Origin of the sequence: Achromobacter animicus (assembly GCF_040775605.1) — a bacterium.
Classification (GTDB): Bacteria; Pseudomonadota; Gammaproteobacteria; order Burkholderiales; family Burkholderiaceae_B; genus Achromobacter; species Achromobacter animicus.
In genome coordinates this window covers 1,341,870-1,358,488 of the sequence record NZ_JAYGJK010000001.1, presented here as the reverse complement: position 1 = coordinate 1,358,488, position 16,619 = coordinate 1,341,870, and the positions used below count along the sequence as shown (strand labels likewise).

Annotated in this window: 15 protein-coding genes; 6 read left to right on the top strand and 9 right to left on the bottom strand. The window is 66.5% G+C overall.

Annotated elements, in window-relative coordinates; all coding sequences use genetic code 11:
* Nucleotides 1-130: 130 nt before the first annotated feature.
* Complete coding sequence (locus AB3147_RS06100; protein ID WP_175137294.1) at nucleotides 131-754, bottom strand: TetR/AcrR family transcriptional regulator; 624 nt, start codon at nucleotides 752-754, stop codon at nucleotides 131-133.
* Between the two features lie 232 nt (nucleotides 755-986).
* Here AB3147_RS06100 and AB3147_RS06095 point away from each other — a divergent pair, with 232 nt between their 5' ends.
* The 3 genes from AB3147_RS06095 to AB3147_RS06085 are packed head-to-tail and all read left to right on the top strand — an operon-like array spanning nucleotide 987 to nucleotide 6,723.
* The gene (locus AB3147_RS06095; RefSeq protein WP_175137293.1) at nucleotides 987-2,078 is read left to right on the top strand and encodes an efflux RND transporter periplasmic adaptor subunit; all 1,092 of its coding nucleotides are present in this window, start codon (nucleotides 987-989) and stop codon (nucleotides 2,076-2,078) included.
* Entirely contained in the window at nucleotides 2,075-5,260 is a 3,186-nt protein-coding gene (locus tag AB3147_RS06090) for an efflux RND transporter permease subunit (protein WP_367351568.1), read from the top strand. The genes AB3147_RS06095 and AB3147_RS06090 overlap by 4 nt, the downstream gene beginning before the upstream one ends.
* Before the next feature lie 2 nt (nucleotides 5,261-5,262).
* Nucleotides 5,263-6,723: an efflux transporter outer membrane subunit gene (locus AB3147_RS06085; protein ID WP_175137291.1), complete on the top strand. Its 1,461-nt coding sequence runs from the start codon at nucleotides 5,263-5,265 to the stop codon at nucleotides 6,721-6,723.
* Between the two features lie 112 nt (nucleotides 6,724-6,835).
* Here the strand turns inward: AB3147_RS06085 and AB3147_RS06080 are convergent, their stop codons facing one another.
* From AB3147_RS06080 to ytfE, 3 genes are all read right to left on the bottom strand, one after another.
* A complete protein-coding gene (locus tag AB3147_RS06080) occupies nucleotides 6,836-7,753 on the bottom strand; it encodes a DUF808 domain-containing protein (protein ID WP_367351567.1) in 918 nt (305 codons plus the stop codon).
* Nucleotides 7,754-7,866: 113 nt separating this feature from the next.
* On the bottom strand, nucleotides 7,867-8,277 hold the full coding sequence (locus tag AB3147_RS06075; RefSeq protein WP_175123037.1) for a hemerythrin domain-containing protein: 411 nt from the start codon (nucleotides 8,275-8,277) through the stop codon (nucleotides 7,867-7,869).
* A gap of 60 nt (nucleotides 8,278-8,337) precedes the next feature.
* Nucleotides 8,338-9,009 carry an iron-sulfur cluster repair protein YtfE gene (gene ytfE / locus AB3147_RS06070; protein ID WP_367351566.1) on the bottom strand — a complete coding sequence of 224 codons (672 nt, stop codon included), beginning with the start codon at nucleotides 9,007-9,009 and terminating at the stop codon, nucleotides 8,338-8,340.
* Between the two features lie 152 nt (nucleotides 9,010-9,161).
* Between ytfE and norR the strand changes: the two genes are divergently transcribed.
* Nucleotides 9,162-10,691: a nitric oxide reductase transcriptional regulator NorR gene (gene norR, locus AB3147_RS06065; protein WP_367351565.1), complete on the top strand. Its 1,530-nt coding sequence runs from the start codon at nucleotides 9,162-9,164 to the stop codon at nucleotides 10,689-10,691.
* A gap of 200 nt (nucleotides 10,692-10,891) precedes the next feature.
* Here the strand turns inward: norR and AB3147_RS06060 are convergent, their stop codons facing one another.
* Together AB3147_RS06060 and AB3147_RS06055 are read right to left on the bottom strand one after the other, a co-directional pair.
* Nucleotides 10,892-11,149, bottom strand: a complete 258-nt coding sequence (locus tag AB3147_RS06060) for a hypothetical protein (RefSeq protein ID WP_279971847.1) — start codon at nucleotides 11,147-11,149, stop codon at nucleotides 10,892-10,894.
* A 41-nt stretch (nucleotides 11,150-11,190) separates the two neighbouring features.
* Nucleotides 11,191-11,394 carry a cold-shock protein gene (locus AB3147_RS06055; protein WP_367351564.1) on the bottom strand — a complete coding sequence of 68 codons (204 nt, stop codon included), beginning with the start codon at nucleotides 11,392-11,394 and terminating at the stop codon, nucleotides 11,191-11,193.
* A 281-nt stretch (nucleotides 11,395-11,675) separates the two neighbouring features.
* On the opposite strand from AB3147_RS06055, the gene AB3147_RS06050 reads away from it, so the two are divergent.
* Complete coding sequence (locus AB3147_RS06050; protein WP_367351563.1) at nucleotides 11,676-12,962, top strand: serine/threonine-protein kinase; 1,287 nt, start codon at nucleotides 11,676-11,678, stop codon at nucleotides 12,960-12,962.
* 82 nt (nucleotides 12,963-13,044) lie between these two features.
* On the opposite strand, the gene AB3147_RS06045 is transcribed toward AB3147_RS06050, so the two are convergent.
* The 3 genes from AB3147_RS06045 to AB3147_RS06035 all read right to left on the bottom strand — a co-directional run bounded on the left by AB3147_RS06045 (nucleotide 13,045) and on the right by AB3147_RS06035 (nucleotide 15,658).
* Nucleotides 13,045-13,398: a hypothetical protein gene (locus AB3147_RS06045; protein ID WP_343737586.1), complete on the bottom strand. Its 354-nt coding sequence runs from the start codon at nucleotides 13,396-13,398 to the stop codon at nucleotides 13,045-13,047.
* Nucleotides 13,399-13,535: 137 nt separating this feature from the next.
* The gene (locus AB3147_RS06040) at nucleotides 13,536-14,276 is read right to left on the bottom strand and encodes an SDR family oxidoreductase (protein WP_175123047.1); all 741 of its coding nucleotides are present in this window, start codon (nucleotides 14,274-14,276) and stop codon (nucleotides 13,536-13,538) included.
* 41 nt (nucleotides 14,277-14,317) lie between these two features.
* Complete coding sequence (locus AB3147_RS06035; RefSeq protein ID WP_175123048.1) at nucleotides 14,318-15,658, bottom strand: CitMHS family transporter; 1,341 nt, start codon at nucleotides 15,656-15,658, stop codon at nucleotides 14,318-14,320.
* A 243-nt stretch (nucleotides 15,659-15,901) separates the two neighbouring features.
* Between AB3147_RS06035 and AB3147_RS06030 the strand changes: the two genes are divergently transcribed.
* Entirely contained in the window at nucleotides 15,902-16,606 is a 705-nt protein-coding gene (locus AB3147_RS06030; RefSeq protein ID WP_367351562.1) for a response regulator transcription factor, read from the top strand.
* Nucleotides 16,607-16,619 lie beyond the last annotated feature (13 nt).

The window sequence follows — 16,619 nt, the reverse complement described above, 5'->3', positions numbered from 1 at the left end:
GAGGGTCGCGGAACATGGCGCTGGCCCCCTCAGCACGACCGGTGCACCGCCGGTATTACTATCACGGGCGCACCCAAGCTGACAATCACCTGAGTCAGGAATCGGAAGTTTTCAGATCGGCGCCACGGTCTTATTCGGGCGTTGCGTCGCCGAAGACCACACGGCGGAAGAACCCGGCCAGCACGGCCTCGGTCATCTCGGGCGTGACGGCCTGGGGATCGAAGGCATAGCTGAACTGCATGCCGTCGGACAGAGCCAGGAGGCCCAGCGCAAGCTGCTCGGCCGGCAGCGGCAGCGGTGTGCCGACGAGAGCCGAAAACTGGCGGATGTATTCGGTGGTGGCGGCGCGCAGTTCGCGCAGACAGGCGATGAATCCCACGCGGAAGTCCGGATCGCGCGCGGCCTGCAGCTTGCCTTCCATCCAAAGCAGGAAACAGTCGTTTTCGCGATAGTGCGTGCTGTAGTAATCGAGCACGCGCGCTTCCATCTGTTGCCGGGTCTCGCCGGCTTCGAAGATGGCGCGCATGTCGGCCATGACGTTTTCATGGTCGCGCTTGAGCAGTTGCAGAAACAGTTCGGACTTGCTGCCGAAGTTGCTGTAGAACGCCCCGCGCGTATAGCCCGCCTGCTCGGCGATGTCTTCGACGCTGGCCGCCACGAAACCCTTGGACAGAAAAATCGACTGGGCAGCGTCGAGCAGGCGCTGACGCGTCTGGTCACGGCTCTGCTCTCGGGTTAGGCGCACTTTTGACATGGGCGGAGTTTAGCACCGGCGACGGTTTCAGATTCAACATTGAATCCGGATACACGACTGTATTAGAATCCAGTCCGTATCGAGTCCGACTCGCCCTTTTCCTGCCCTCTTCCGCGCCGCGAGGTGTTTCGTGAATTGTCTTGGCCCGGCCGCGCGTTCCACCGCGCGCCACGCCGCTGCAGATGCAGCGCCGCTACCTCCCGTTTCCCTGCCCCACCGCCGGACACGCCTGATGGCATTGTCTGCCGTGCTTGCCCTGGCTGCCGCCGTGGCCGGCTGCGGCCGCGAGGAGGCGCCCGCCCCGGCGCCGCGTCCCGTGGTCGCCATGCCCGCGCAGGCGGACGAAGCCCTGCCCGCCTGGACGTTGCCCGGCGAAGTCCAGGCCCGCTACAGCACGCCGCTGTCGTTCCGCGTGGGCGGCAAGATCATCGAACGCAAGGTGCGGCTGGGCGACACCGTCGCGCCCGGCCAGGTCCTCGCCAAGCTGGATCCGGCCGACGCGGCCAAGAACGCCGCGGCGGCGCGCGCCTCGCTGTCCGCGGCGCAGCACCAGCTGGACTACGCGCGGCAGCAGTTGGACCGCGACCGCGCCCAGGCACGTGAAAACCTGATTGCCGCGACGCAGCTTGAACAAACCCGCAACGCCTATGCCTCCGCGCTTGCGCAGCGGGACCAGGCCGCGCAGCAGGCGGCGCTGGCGGCCGACCAGCTCAACTACACCACCCTCACGGCCGACCACGCTGGCGTGATCACGGCAGAACAGGCCGACACCGGACAGAACGTGGCGGCGGGCACCCCGGTCTACCAACTGGCCTGGTCGGGCGACATCGACGCACTGTGCGACGTGCCAGAAAGCGTGCTGGCGGGATTGGCGATCGGCCAACGCGCCAGCGTCACGCTGGGTCCGTTGCCCGGTCAGACCTTCACGGCAGTGCTGCGAGAGATTGCGCCGGCCGCCGATCCGCAAAGCCGCACCTACCGCGCCAAGCTCACGCTGGAATCGCCCTCGCCCGACGTCCGGCTGGGCATGACGGCCAACATCAGCTTCGACAACCGCTCGGCCAACGGGCAGACCACCTTTACCGTGCCGGCCACCGCGCTGTTCCATGAAGGCCGGGAGCCCGCGGTGTGGATCGTCAAGCCCGATGCCGACACGCTGGAACTGCGCCGCGTGCAGGTGCTTCGATACGACGCGCGCACCGTCACGCTGTCGCAAGGCCTGCAGGCCGGCGAGCGCGTGGTGTGGCAAGGCGTGCACACGGTGTCGGCCGGCGAGAAGGTTCGCCCGGTGCCGCCGCTGCATCCCGAGGACTTCGCGTCATGAGCGCCCCCGGCCAGGAAGGGGGCAAGCAAGCCAGCCAGGACGCCCATCGCCACGAGGAAGGCCGGTTCAACCTGTCGGCCTGGGCGTTGCGGCATCAACCGCTGGTGATCTTCATCATCACGCTCGTCACGCTGTTCGGCGTGCTGTCGTATTCGCGGCTGGCGCAGTCGGAAGACCCGCCCTTCACCTTCCGTGTCATGGTGATCCAGACCCTGTGGCCGGGCGCCACCGCGCAGCAGGTGCAGGAGCAGGTCACCGACCGCATCGCCAAGAAACTCCAGGAAACCGCCAATACGGACTTTCTGCGCAGCTACTCGCGGCCCGGCGAATCGCTGATCTTCTACACGATGAAGGACTCGGCCCCCGCCAACACGGTGGCCGACCAGTGGTACCAGGTGCGCAAGAAGGTGGGCGACATGCGGGCCACGCTGCCGCAAGGCGTGCAGGGGCCGTTCTTCAATGACGAGTTCGGCGACGTCTACACCAACATCTACACCTTGCAGGGCGACGGCTTTTCGCCGGCGCAGCTGCACGACTACGCGGACAAGCTGCGCACGGTGCTGCTGCGCGTGCCCGGCGTGGCCAAGGTGGATTACTTCGGGGATCAGCCCGAACACATCTACATCGAGATCACGAACACGCAGCTCACCCGGCTGGGCGTCTCGCCGCAACAGATCGCGCAGGCGATCAACAGCCAGAACGCCGTGCAGGGCGCGGGCACGCTGACCACGGCAGACGACCGCATCTTCGTGCGGCCTTCGGGGCAGTTTCCCAACAGCCGGGCGCTGGCGGACACGCTGATCCGCGTGAACGACAAGTCGATCCGGCTGGGCGACATTGCCACCATTCATCGCGGCTATGACGATCCGCCCGCGCAGCAGATGCGGTTCAGCGGAGAAACCGTGCTGGGCATCGGCATCACCATGCAGCCGAATCAGGACGTGGTGCGCCTGGGCAAGTCGCTGGACGCGAAGTTCAAGGAATTGCAGGCCCAACTGCCTGCGGGCCTCACGCTGAAGGAAGTCTCCAGCATGCCCACGGCGGTGTCGCATTCGGTTGACGAATTCCTGCGCTCCGTCGCGGAAGCCGTGGCGATCGTGCTGGCCGTGAGCCTGGTGTCGCTGGGCTTGCGCACGGGCATGGTGGTGGTGATTTCCATCCCCGTGGTGCTGGCCATCACGGCGCTGTTCATGGAGATGTTCGGCATCGGCCTGCACAAGGTGTCGCTGGGCACGCTGGTGCTGGCGCTGGGCCTGCTCGTGGACGACGCCATCATTGCGGTGGAGATGATGTCGGTGAAGCTGGAACAAGGCTGGAACCGCACACGCGCCGCCGCGTTCGCCTACACCAGCACGGCGTTTCCGATGCTGACCGGCACGCTGGTCACCGTGGCGGGCTTTCTGCCGATTGCGCTGGCCAAGTCCGCCACGGGCGAATACACGCGCTCGATCTTCCAGGTGTCCGCCATTGCGCTGATCACCTCGTGGTTCGCGGCCGTGGTGCTGATTCCGTTGCTGGGCTACCGCCTCTTGCCCGAGCGCAAGCGCGAGGCGCATCTGCCGCACGACCACGAACACGACATCTACAACACCCGCTTCTACCAGCGCCTGCGCGGCTGGGTGGCGTGGTGCGTGGACCGCCGCTTTCTGGTGCTGACCGGCACGGTAATTGTTTTTGCCGTGGCCATGGCGGGCTTCAAGTTCGTGCCGCAGCAGTTCTTTCCGAGCTCGGACCGCAGCGAGCTGCTGGTCGACGTGCGGCTGCAGGAAGGCGCGTCGTTTGCGGCGACGCTGCGCCAGGTCGAGCGTCTGGAAAAGGCGATCGAGGGCCGGCCCGAAATCGCGCATTCGGTCAGCTTCGTAGGCACGGGCGCCCCGCGCTTCTACCTGCCACTGGACCAGCAGTTGGCCACGCCCAACTTCGCCCAGCTCGTCATCACGACACACTCGGTGGAAGATCGCGAAAAGCTCGCGCAGTGGATGGAACCAATGCTGCGCAGCGACTTCCCTGCCATCCGCAGCCGCCTGTCGCGGCTGGAGAACGGGCCGCCGGTCGGCTATCAGGTGCAGTTCCGCGTCAGCGGCGACAAGATCCCGGACGTGCGAGCGGTGGCCGAGAAGGTGGCCGCCGAAGTCCGCGCCGACACACGTTCGGCCAACGTGCAGTTCGACTGGGACGAGCCTTCCGAGCGCTCGGTTCGCTTCGAAGTCGACCAGCAGAAGGCGCGCGAACTGGGCATCAGCTCCAGCGACATTTCCGACTTCCTGGCGATGACGCTGTCCGGCTACACCGTGACGCAGTACCGCGAACGCGACAAGCTCATCAACGTCAGCCTGCGCGCCGCGCGCGAAGAGCGCGTCGACCCCGCCCGCCTTGCCACGCTGGCAATGCCCACGGCGAACGGTCCCGTGCCGCTGGGCAGCATCGGCCAGGTGAAGTACGACCTGGAGTACGGCGTCATCTGGGAACGCGACCGCCAACCCACGATCACCGTCCAGGCCGACGTGATTGGCGGCGCGCAAGGCATCGACGTCACGCGCGCCATCGACAAGAAGCTGGACACGCTGCGCGCCGAGCTGCCGGTCGGTTTCCGCATCGAAGTCGGCGGCCCGGTGGAGGAAAGCGCCAAGGGCCAGACCTCCATCAACGCGCAGATGCCGCTGATGGCGGTGGCCGTGCTGACGCTGCTGATGGTGCAGTTGCAAAGCTTCGCCCGCGTGCTGATGGTGGTGCTGACCGCGCCGCTGGGGCTGATCGGCGTGGTGGCCGCCCTGCTGCTGTTCGGCAAGCCCTTCGGCTTTGTCGCGATGCTGGGCGTGATTGCCATGTTCGGCATCATCATGCGCAACTCGGTCATCCTGGTGGACCAGATCGATCAGGACATCAGCGCGGGCCACAAACGCGTGGACGCCATCGTGGGCGCCACGGTCCGGCGCTTCCGGCCGATCACGCTGACGGCGGCCGCCGCCGTGCTGGCGCTGATTCCGCTGTTGCGCAGCAACTTCTTCGGCCCCATGGCGACGGCCCTGATGGGCGGCATCACCAGCGCCACGGTGCTGACGCTGTTCTTCCTGCCGGCCCTGTATGCCGCGTGGTTCCGCGTGAAGCACGACGAGCGCGACGAACCTGAAGGCGTGCCGCCCGGCGCCAACGCGGGCGACACGGTGGAACGAGGAGCCTGACGATGCAACATTCCATCCCTTCCGTGTGCCTGCGATTTGCCGCGCTGCCGCTGGTGCTGGCGTTGGGCGCCTGCGCTTTTGCGCCGGACAGCAGGCCGCCCGCGATGGCCGAACCCGCGCAATACGGGGTCGAGGCCGCCCCTGCCGCCGGCGCCGCCGCGCAGGGCGTGGCGCAGCGCTTCGAACGCGGCGCGCACCCCGTCCCGCAATGGTGGACGCGTTACCAGTCCGACGCGCTGAATGCGCTGGTCGAAGAAGGCCTGGCCAACAGCCCGGACCTGGCCGCCGCCGAACGCAATCTGGCCGGTGCGCGCGAGCAATTGCGCGGACAGGTCAATTCGTCGCTGCTGCCCACGGTGGACGCGGGCGTCAGCGCCACGCGCAACCGTGCGCTGACGATGCCCAACCTGCCGCAGCCCACTGCGCTCTTCAATGTCTTCACAGGTCAGGTGCAGGCCAGCTACAACCTGGACCTCTTTGGCGCGGCGCGCTTTGCCAACACGTCGCTCGCCGCGCAGGTGGAACAGCAGGCCTATCAGCTGGAAGCCGCGCGGCGTTCGCTGGCGGCCAACATCGTCACGGGTGCGATCACCTCGGCCTCGCTGGCCGAACAGGTGGCGCTGACGGAAAAGCAGGTGGTGTTGTTGCGGCAGGTCGCGCGCGATACGCAGCGCCGGTACGAACTGGGCGCGGCGTCGCAGAACGACGCGCTGGACGCGGATCAGGATGCCGCCACGCTGGAGGCATCGCTGCCCGGCCTGCGCGCGCGGTGGCATGCGACGCGTCACGCGCTGGCCGTGCTGCTGGGCCGCAGCCCCGATCAGGCGCCGCCGGATCTGGCCTTCAGCACGATCGCCGTGCCCGATACGGTGCCGGTGGTGGTGCCGTCGGAACTCCTGGCTTCCCGCCCGGACGTGCTGGTTGCCGAGGCGGCGCTGGTGGCAGCCGCGGCGGACGTGGGCCTGGCGACCGCGCAGCTCTTTCCGAGCCTGTCGCTGACGGCTTCCATGGGCAAGGGCGGGTTTGCGTGGGCGGATGCCTTGTCGGGCGCCGGTTCCATCTGGGCCATCGGCGCGTCGCTGACGCAGCCGATCTTCCACGGCGGGCAGTTGCTTGCCGAGCGCAGCGCCGCCAAGGCGCGTTACGAGGCTGCCGTGTTGCAGTACAAGCAAACCGTGCTGACCGCGTTCCGCGACGTGGCCGACACGCTGTCACGGCTGGATGCCGGCGGACAGGCGCTGGCATCAGCCGAAGCCTCACGGCGCTCGGCGGAGCTGTCCTATCAGAACACGGCCAAGCGCGTTCGGCTGGGTGCGCTGGCGCCTTACACCCAGTACGCGTCGGAACAGCATTATGTGGCGGCGCGCCTGCGTGAACTGGAATACGCCAACGCCCGCATGACGGAAACGGCGGCGTTGTTCCAGGCGATGGGCTCGCCGGCCAGCGCCCCGCCGCAGCAGTAGCGGTCGCGGTGGCGGTAGCGGTACGCCACGGCCTTTTCGGCGTGGCGGTCTTCCGGGCGCCCCCGTTGCCCGGTCACGCCCGCCTGCCCGGCGCGCCGGATCCCGCTGCCTGTCAGCCCTTTTTGAACAGGCGCTTGACGAGACTGACCACGCCCAGCACCACCGCGCCGGCGACGATGCCGAACAAGGCATTGAGCAGCGTGGACATCAGCGCGTGAACGACGCCGCCCCCGCCAACCGCCGCAGCGGCGTGTTCGACGGCCGCATGCACCGGCGGGATGCCGTGGGTCAGGATGGCGCCGCCGACCATGAACATCGCGGCCGTGCCCACCACGGACAACGTCTTCATCAGATAAGGCGCGGCGGCCACGATGCGCTCGCCCAGCCAGGCCACGCCGCGCGACGCTTTCTGGCTCAGGTACAAACCCAGGTCATCCAGCTTGACGATGCCGGCGACCAGGCCATAGACGCCCACCGTCATCCCGATGGCAATGATGGACAGCACCGCGACCTGCCGCGTGAAGTCGGCGCCAGCCACCGCGCCCAGGCTGATGACGATGATTTCCGCCGACAGGATGAAGTCGGTGCGCACCGCGCCTTTGATCTTGGCTTTTTCAAACGCCACCATGTCGACCGACTGGTTCTGCAGCGCCTCGGCGCGCGCGGCGTGGTGGCCTTCGGGGGATTCGCCGTGCGACAGGTACTTGTGCGCCAGTTTCTCGACGCCCTCGTAGCAGAGGAATGCGCCGCCCAGCATCAGGAGCGGCGTGATGGCCCAGGGCGCGAACGCGCTGATGAGCAACGCCGCGGGCACCAGGATCAGCTTGTTGATGAAGGAACCCTTGGCCACCGCCCAGACCACGGGAAGCTCGCGGTTGACCGGCACGCCGCTGACCTGCTGGGCATTGAGCGCCAGGTCGTCGCCCAGCACGCCCGCCGTCTTCTTGGCGGCCACCTTCGTCATGACGGAAACGTCATCCAGGATGGTGGCGATATCGTCGAACAACGCGAAGAAACTGCTTCCGGCCATCAAGAACCCCTGTCGCCCTGTAAGGTGTTCCGAGTGTACAGGCGACGGTCGCCGGTTTCATGCAACGGAGATGGCGCTTTTCATTCCTTTTGTGTCCGGATCGGGCCGGTTTGCTACATCGCCTCGATGCGCGGGTAAAGATCGCGATTTTCGCGCTGCATGCGCTCGTGGACGCGGCGCAGCACGGTGTTGGCGTCGTCCCGGAAACCGCGCTCGTCCAGTTCCAGGTTGCGCGCGTTGTTCCAGCGCTTGGCAAAGCCTTCATAGGCGGCGGCGATGGCGTCCATCTCTTCCTGGAATTCCCGCCCCTTGCGCGCCAGTTCGGCGTCGGCGCTGCGCGCCACGGCCGGATACAGCGCCCGGTCCTCGACCGCCAGATGCAGCTTGATGGTGGCGCTCATGGCCACGATGCCCTGGGCGATTTCGGCCGCGTTGCGCGCCACGCCCGCCAGGGCCAGCCTGCGCAGCGTCGCAATGCCTTCCAGGATATCCACGTGCTGCTGCTTGAATTTGTCGATGTTCATACAACCCTTCCCTGCTGATGCCGCGGGGCCGGCGGGCCCCGCCCTTCCTTGCCGCGCCCGTCAGGCAGGCGCGCGCGCGCCTGCGTTTTCAAAGAGGATGTTGTTCTCCAGGTGGATGTGCGCCATCAAGTCTTCCTTGAACTGCCGGATGCCAAGGTACAGCGCGCGCCAGGTATTGCAGGCGGCGCGCGGCAGCGTCACGTTGTTGGTCAGCGCCATCAGGCGTTCGAGCGCGACGCCGTGGTCGTCGTGTTCCATGCGCATCACCATGATCGGCATGGTCGCCATGGCGCCGTGACCGCGGGCCAGCATGGGGAACAGCACCTGTTCCTCTTTCTGCATGTGGCTTTCCAGTTCCTGCTGCATGGTGCGCAGGTGGTCGGCCAGGCCGGTCGGGCAGTCCGGGCTGTCGGCATGCACCTGCTCCACCTTCAGCGCCAGGCGGATGAGTTCCGGGAACTGCTGGCGATGCACCTCGTGGTAGCGCGCCAGGATGTGGTCGACCAGTTCTGCCGGCGAAGCCAGCACCCAGTCGGTTTCGTGTTGCGGATTCTGCGCCAGGGCCTCCAGACGGGCCTCGATTTGCGCAGGGTCCAGCGAACGCTGGGCGGCCGCCTCGGCCAGACTCTTCTTGCCGCCACAGCAGAAGTCCAGATCGAACTCGTGAAACACCTGCGTGGCGCCGGGAATGCTGCGGGCCAACTGGCCCAGGGATTGCTCAACCATGCTCATCGCGTCTCTCCAAAGATCATTGCGGTGCTTCTCTACTTGCGAAATCCGTGCCAGGAAAAACTTGCGATTTATCAACCACCTGCGATTTAAAGGGTAGATATCACCCTTCAACAGGAGGGTTCTATTCACCTTGCAACGGTAGAATTCACCCCATGCAAAATCTCCTGCTTGCGGACCTGGTCGCCGACCTGCCGCCCGCCATCCGGCTTCAGCGACTGGTCTCCAGCCTTCGCACCCATTTCCGATGCGGCGCGGTCGCACTCTTGCAGCTTGAAGAGGACCATCTGCGCCCCATCGCGGTGGACGGCCTGACCCAGGACGCACTGGGCCGCCGCTTCGCCGTGCAGCAGCATCCGCGGCTGGCGGCCATCCTGGGGCGGCGCGGCGTCACCTGCTTTCACCACGACAGCACGCTGCCGGATCCCTATGACGGACTCATCAATGGCATGGCGGGCGAACCGCTGCCGGTGCACGACTGCATGGGCACCAGCCTGCACATCGAGGGCAAGACCTGGGGCGTGCTGACGCTGGACGCGCTGGAGGTCGGCACGTTCGACATGGAGGCGCAGGCCGACCTGCGCGATTACATTGTGCTGCTCGAAGCCGCGCTGCGCACCACCCGCCTGGAGGCCGAGATCCGCGCCCTGCGCGTGGCGCGCGGGCAGGCGCCGGCGGACAGCGCCGCTCCGGCCAGCAGCGACATCCTGGGCCAAAGCGAATCCATCGGCCGGCTGCTGCACGAGATCGAAGTCGTGGCCGATTCAGAGCTGCCCATCCTGCTGCTGGGCGAGACCGGTGTGGGCAAGGAGCTGTTCGCGCATCGCGTGCACGGGTTGTCGCGCCGCCGCGACCGGCCGCTGGTGCACGTAAACTGCGCCGCGCTGCCCGAATCGCTGGCCGAAAGCGAGTTGTTTGGCCACGCCAAGGGCGCATTCTCCGGCGCCGTCGCTGACCGCCCCGGCCGCTTCGAAGCCGCCAATGGCGGCACCCTGTTCCTGGACGAAGTCGGCGAACTGCCGCTGCTGGTGCAGGCCAAGCTGCTGCGCACCCTGCAGAACGGCGAGATCCAGCGGCTGGGCGACGACCGCCCGCGCACCGTGGACGTGCGCATCGTGGCGGCCACCAACCGCAGCCTGCGCGACCTGGTCCGCGCGGGCGACTTCCGCGCCGACCTCTATCATCGGCTGTCGGTCTATCCCATCCCCATCCCGCCCCTGCGCGACCGCGGCAACGACATCCTGCTGCTGGCCGGACGCTATCTGGAACTGAACCGTGCGCGGCTCGGTCTGCGCAGCCTGCGGCTGTCGCCCGAGGCCGAGGAAATGATGCGCCGCTACCGCTGGCCGGGCAACGTGCGCGAACTGGAACACGTCATCAGCCGCGCGGCCATCAAGGCCGTCAGCCACGGCGCCAGCCGCAACGAGATCGTCACGCTGGGGGCCAAGCTGCTGGATTTGTCCGATGGCGACATGCCGGCGTCGCTGGAGGATGATGCGGCCGAGACGCCCGATGCAAGCGCACCCTTGCAATCGCTGCGGGACGCGGTGGACGCCTGCCAGCGTCATGTCATCCGGCGGGCGCTGGATGCCAATCAAGGCAACTGGGCAGTGGCCGCGAGGGCGCTGGATGTGGATCCGAGCAACCTGCACAAGCTTGCAAGGCGGCTGGGCCTGAAGGCGTGAGGCGCATTACCGTAAAGTTGTGCGGCAACCGGCGTGCTGATCAGAAAGCCCCTTCAGACGCCATTTCCCGCCATCGCCACACTTAACCAGCGCTGCCCTACATGAAACGGGGCCGCCCCACATCACGAGGGCGGCCCCAACTGGTTATTGCACCGTTCACGGGCAGCGATCCGCGCTACCTCGCGGCTCGCATCGCGCCGTCAATCTGCCCGGGAATGCGCATCCACCATCAAGCGGCCATGGGTGATCGCCGCATCGACCGCCATGCCGGGCGTGGCGACGAACCCGCCGGAGACGAAAAGCGGCACGGCATGCGGCTCGCTGAGCCGATCATGATTGCCCGCCAATTCCACGGCCACGGTTGCCGTAAAAGCCGGCCGGCGCGCGTTCCCGATTGCAACCCGGGAGACGCTCGCGGTGAGCCGATAGCCCTTGTAGACCATATTGTTCTGAAACATGGAACCTCCAATGTCTGACCGAAAAGCCTTGCGGCCGCCGGTCACAATGCGCGGATCTGCGTCGCGTGAGGGCCCTTGGCGCCTTGCGCGGTCACATAGCTGACACGCTGATTTTCAACAAGCACCTTGTGGCCGTCGCTGACGATCTCGGAGAAGTGCGCAAATATGTCCTTGCCGCCGTCCTCGGGCATGATGAAGCCAAACCCCTTGGCATCGTTGAACCACTTCACGATTTCGGTTTCCATTGATGCTTTCCTTTGAATGCGGGTAATCCCGCGACATGAGGCCAGTCAAGGAAAGGATCGCGAACAATGAGGCGCCCCACGAAGGGTGCAAGACCGGACGAAAATCACGATGCTCGAAAAGACTCCAGGCCACTATGGGCGGCGCGCGGGGCGAAGTCAACGCGCTTTGTGCTTAATGAGTAACCAATTAAACCTCGATCGGAATTCCGGCCTGCGTCACCGGGCCGCGGCAAGCGACGTCATCGGATATCCTCCCGGCTCAATCAAAACTGGACCGGCCGATGAAAACCGCCACCGAGATTCTTGACGCCTATGAGCGCCTGGGCTGGAAGAACAACGACCCCATGGCGCAAATGCTGCAATTGCGGCGGGATGCGCCCGCCGCGTTGGCCGATCTGGTCCTGCAGGCGCTGGACCGGCCGATCAAGCACGCCACCTTCATTGACGCCGCGCTCGACCTGATGGACGACGCGGCCTACGTGGCCACGGTTGGCGAAGTCTGGCGGCGCGGCGCGGATTCCGAACTGGCACGCGCGGTCCTGGATTCCGCAGCGGTCCAGCACCCTGAAGCCTTTGCCCAAGACTGGGAGAGGCTGCTGACAGCCGTGCAAGACGACGACGGCGGGCCGGAATACGCGGCCGATCTCGCATGGCGCGCTCTTGACGACGCCACGCTGCTCGACTGGCTGCACCGGCTGGACGACGACCTCGCCGAAGGCAGTCCAGGACGCGCGCGCGCCGTCGCGTTGCTGCGGTCGCGCCGGCCGCAGACGGTGTACGCAGCCTGGCGTCGCCTGTTTCCCGAGGCCGACGCCCCAGGTGGCGCATCGTGGTTGCAGCAAACGGGCTATGCGGAACACGGAGGGGGCTTGCGCGCGTTGCACGGCGAACAGCCGCTGCACATCGGCTTTAGCGCTGCGCAAAGAAAATCCATGCTGGCGCAACAGCCGGCATGGCGGCGCGAGGTGCAGCGCGCGCATCCCACCTGGAACCCCGAATCAACGGATTGTGTGCAAGCGCGCATGGGCGGCACGTCGGCAAGCCGCTGCGGCTTGTGCCACAGCCCTTTGCACCGGCTGCTGGCGATTCAGGATGCCGCCGCAGCAGGTATCGATAGTCACAGCGCCATCGAATTCTCGACCTGCCTGTCGTGCCAGGGTTGGGAAACCGACGGCGCCCTTTTCTTTCGCCACGCCGAGGACGGCGCGCCGCTTATGCACCCCAGCCAGCAGCGCGACGCCCCCTTGAAGCCGGACTTCGTCGCGAGTCCGCTGCTGGAAGCCGACGTGACGCTGTTCAAGGCGCCGGCGCGCTGGCATTGGCAAGACTGGGGCGAGTCCAATGGCCGCCAGAACCTCAGCCGGGTCGGCGGCGCGCCGAGCTGGGTGCAATCCGCCGACTACCCGGCGTGTCCCGACTGCGGCGAGGACATGCCTCTGGCCATGCAGTTGGACTCAGGCCTGCCGCAAGAGGACGGCGGTGAATGGCTGTGGGGCAGCGGAGGCTGCAACTACACCTTCTGGTGCGCCGCCTGCCGCGTCAGCGGGCACCTTTGGCAGTGCACCTGACGCGGCGCTGGGCTGGGTCGGTATTTCGCTGAAGCGGCCGCGCCAGCGTGCGGCGAACGCCAGGTTGACGCACCCGCGCGGGTCAGCCCTTGGGCATCTCTCGCTTCAGGCAGGCGTTGACCACGTCGGACACGCCCTTGCCCAGCCTTTCCATGTCCGGCGTCGAACTCTTGGTGGACAGAAGCTGGTCCAGTTGCTTGAACTCCTCGTACGGCACGGACTTCTGCAAGCCATCGACCACGCAGTTGCAGTAACTAGCGGCGACGGATTCAGCCTTGGGCGTGACCGAGACCTTGGACTTGAAGCCCGCGACGCAAGAACTGTAGGTCTCGCGCTGAACTTCGGGCGGATAGGCGTCCTTCTTGCCGCAAGCGGCTAGCACCACCAGCGACATCAGCCCCAAACCGGCCGCGACATACAAAGACTTCCTTGCCATGGACGCTCGCTCCTCATGCGATGAAACCGGCACATTGTGGCACGGCAGGCGCCACGAACAGCAAGCGTATCGAGACCTTCATCGCCGACTTCCTGAAAAGCCATTGCCGCTAGCCTGCGCGGGCCAGACGCCCCACATCAGCTCATGTACACGCCGCCATTGATGGCGTAATTGGCGCCGGTGACAAACGCAGCCTCGTCCGAGGCCAGCCATACGCACAACCCGGCCAGGTCCTGCGCGGTGCCCAGCCTGCCCACCGGCACGCTTTCCACGATGCGGTCCAGCAGCGCCGGCGGGAACGCGCGGACCGTGTCGTCGGCGATGAAGCCCGGCGACACCAGGTTCACCGTCACGCCGCGCGCCGCCACTTCCTGCGCGAGCGAGCGCGTGAAACCAATGACTGCACCCTTGGCGGTCGCAAAGTTGATCTGGCCGATCTGGCCTTTCTCGGCTGCCACTGATCCGATGTTGATGATGCGCCCCCAGCCGCGGTCCGCCATGCTGTCGACGACCTGCTTGGTGCTGTTGAAGAGCGTATCCAGATTGCTGCGCAGGACGGCCGACCAGTCGGCGTGGCTCATCTGCCGAAAACGCATGTCCAGCATGGAGCCGGCGTTGTTGACCAGCACGTCGATCTGGCCGACCTCGCGCCGGACCTTGGCAAAGGCCGCCTCGGTCGACGCCCAGTCGGTGGCGTCGCCTTCCGAGGCGATGAAGTCGTAGCCCAGCGACTTCTGTTCCTTCAGCCAGTGGTCCTTGCGGGACGAGCGCGGACCGCAGCCGGCGACCACGCGATGGCCGGCGCGATGCAGCGCCTGGCAGATCGCGGTGCCGGTGTGTCCCATGCCGCTGGTGACGTAAGCGATGCGCAAAGCCATGATGCTTCCTTTCAAAGTCATGCGGCTGGCGCCGCGGGGAATCAGGCGGCCGCGCCCACCAGGGGGAACAGGCCGAACGCCAGGGCGGCCGCCAGCATCACCATGCAGACCATCGTGGCCCACTTCAGCGCATAACGCTGGTGGTCGCCGAACTCCACGCCGGCCAGGCCGACGAGCAAGTAGGTGGACGGCACGAGCGGGCTGAGCAGATGGACCGGCTGGCCGATCAGCGAGGCGCGCGCCATCTCGACGGGCGTGATGCCGTAGCCTTGCGCGGCTTCGCTCAGGATGGGCAGCACGCCGAAGTAGAAGGCGTCGTTCGACATGAAGAATGTGAACGGCAGGCTGACCAGCGCGGTGATGCCCGCCAGATACGGTCCCAGCGCGTCGGGAATGACGGCGAGCAGGCTGCGCGACATGGCTTCGACCATGCCGGTGCCGGACAGGATGCCGGTGAAGATGCCCGCCGCGAAGATCAGCGACACCACCGACAGCACGTTGCCGGCATGCTGCGCCACGCGGCGGCGCTGCTCGGCTAGGTTCGGATAATTGATGATCAGCGCAATCGCGAAGGCGATCATGAACAGCACGGGCAGCGGCAGCACGCCCAGCACCAGGCTCACCATCAGCGCCAGCGTCAGGCCGGCGTTCACCCACAGCAACTTGGGACGGCGCAGGTCGTGGTCGACCTCGATCTCGGGCAGGTTCTTCGGACCATCTTCGTCGTAGCCGGCATGCAGCGACGCGCCCTCCGGCAGCGCCAGCACGCCCAGGCGGCGGCGCTCGCGCAGGCCCAGGAAGAACGCCAGGATCAGGATCGCCACGATGGACACGCCCATCACCGGCACCAGCGGCACGAAGATGTCGCCCGCGTCCACGTGCAGGGCGCTGGCGGCCCGCGCCGTGGGTCCGCCCCACGGCGTCAGATTCATGACGCCGCTGGCCAGCATCGCCAGGCAGGTCATGGACAGCGCGTTCATCTTCAGGCGGCGGTACAGCGGCAGCATCGACGCCACCACGATCATGTAGGTAGTGGAACCGTCGCCGTCCAGCGAGATCACCAGCGCCAGCACGGTCGTGCCCACCACGATCTTCAGCGGATCGCCCTTCACCGCGCGCAGGATGCGGCCGACGATGGGGTCGAACAGGCCCGCATCGATCATCACGCCGAAATACAGGATGGCGAACATCAGCATCACGCCGGTCGGCGCGATCTTGCGGATGCCGTCCAGCATCATCTTGTCGATGCCCGCGCCAAAACCGCCCAGCAGCGCAAAGATAATGGGGACAAGGATGAGGGCGACAAGCGGCGACAGGCGCTTGGTCATGATCAGCGTCATGAACGTGATCACCATGCCGAAGCCAAGCAGGGTCAGAAGCATGAGGGTTATCTCCAGCTAGTCGTTGTTATGTGTGCCTGCCTCCGGCTGGGGAAGCGGGTACGCAAGACTAGGAAGAAAAGCTGTCTGGAACCTGTCGTTTCTGTTGGCCGCGGCGAGACATTCGCCGCTTGGGAAGTCCTTTTCCCGCCGGGCCGCCCCAAGGGAAAAGCGCCCCCTCGGGGGGCAGCTAGCGTGCGAAGCGCGCGCGGCGTGGGGGCTGTCCATCATGCGACAATCGGCTTTATGCGCATCCTGGTAATCGAAGACGATGAGGATTTGTCCGACGCACTCGTGCGCCGGTTGCGCCGTCTCGGCCATGCCGTCGACAGCCAGAACGATGGCCTGAACGCCGACGGCGTGCTGCAGTACGAGACCTTCGATCTCGTCATCCTGGACATCGGCCTGCCGCGCATGTCGGGCTTTGACATCCTGCACCGGCTGCGCGATCGCGGCAGCAAGACGCCCGTCCTGGCGCTGACCGCGCGCATCGACATCGAAGACCGCGTGCACGCCCTGGATACCGGCGCGGACGACTACTTGGCCAAGCCCTTCGATTTCCGTGAACTGGAAGCCCGCTGCCGCGCGCTGCTGCGCCGTCCCAGCCCGCAAGCCACCGGCATCCTGCGGTTTGGCGACCTGGTCATCGACAGCGCGGCGCGGCAGGTCACGCTGGCCGGCCGGCGCGTCGACCTGCCCAAGCGTGAATTCAGCCTGCTTGAGATTTTGCTGGCCGGCATGAACCGCGCCGTCAGCAAGTCGGAGATCGCAAACAAGCTGTTCGCGTTTGACGACGACGCCGCGCCCAACGCCATCGAGGTCTACATCGCCCGGCTGCGCCGCAAGCTGGAAGGCTCGCCGCTGCGCATCGAGACGCAGCGCGGCACCGGCTACCTGCTGACGGCGGCCGACGGCGCGGACGGCGAGTCCTCGGCCCCGCCGCTTCCGTAGCGGCCCGCCACGC

Excerpts from the sequence above, each read along its gene's own strand:
- AB3147_RS06100 (WP_175137294.1), bottom strand. The coding sequence starts at position 754 with ATGTCAAAAGTGCGCCTAACCCGAGAGCAGAGCCGTGACCAGACGCGT.
- AB3147_RS06095 (WP_175137293.1), top strand. The coding sequence starts at position 987 with ATGGCATTGTCTGCCGTGCTTGCCCTGGCTGCCGCCGTGGCCGGCTGC.
- AB3147_RS06090 (WP_367351568.1), top strand. The coding sequence starts at position 2,075 with ATGAGCGCCCCCGGCCAGGAAGGGGGCAAGCAAGCCAGCCAGGACGCC.
- AB3147_RS06085 (WP_175137291.1), top strand. The coding sequence starts at position 5,263 with ATGCAACATTCCATCCCTTCCGTGTGCCTGCGATTTGCCGCGCTGCCG.
- AB3147_RS06080 (WP_367351567.1), bottom strand. The coding sequence starts at position 7,753 with ATGGCCGGAAGCAGTTTCTTCGCGTTGTTCGACGATATCGCCACCATC.
- AB3147_RS06075 (WP_175123037.1), bottom strand. The coding sequence starts at position 8,277 with ATGAACATCGACAAATTCAAGCAGCAGCACGTGGATATCCTGGAAGGC.
- ytfE (WP_367351566.1), bottom strand. The coding sequence starts at position 9,009 with ATGAGCATGGTTGAGCAATCCCTGGGCCAGTTGGCCCGCAGCATTCCC.
- norR (WP_367351565.1), top strand. The coding sequence starts at position 9,162 with ATGCAAAATCTCCTGCTTGCGGACCTGGTCGCCGACCTGCCGCCCGCC.
- AB3147_RS06060 (WP_279971847.1), bottom strand. The coding sequence starts at position 11,149 with ATGTTTCAGAACAATATGGTCTACAAGGGCTATCGGCTCACCGCGAGC.
- AB3147_RS06055 (WP_367351564.1), bottom strand. The coding sequence starts at position 11,394 with ATGGAAACCGAAATCGTGAAGTGGTTCAACGATGCCAAGGGGTTTGGC.
- AB3147_RS06050 (WP_367351563.1), top strand. The coding sequence starts at position 11,676 with ATGAAAACCGCCACCGAGATTCTTGACGCCTATGAGCGCCTGGGCTGG.
- AB3147_RS06045 (WP_343737586.1), bottom strand. The coding sequence starts at position 13,398 with ATGGCAAGGAAGTCTTTGTATGTCGCGGCCGGTTTGGGGCTGATGTCG.
- AB3147_RS06040 (WP_175123047.1), bottom strand. The coding sequence starts at position 14,276 with ATGGCTTTGCGCATCGCTTACGTCACCAGCGGCATGGGACACACCGGC.
- AB3147_RS06035 (WP_175123048.1), bottom strand. The coding sequence starts at position 15,658 with ATGCTTCTGACCCTGCTTGGCTTCGGCATGGTGATCACGTTCATGACG.
- AB3147_RS06030 (WP_367351562.1), top strand. The coding sequence starts at position 15,902 with ATGCGCATCCTGGTAATCGAAGACGATGAGGATTTGTCCGACGCACTC.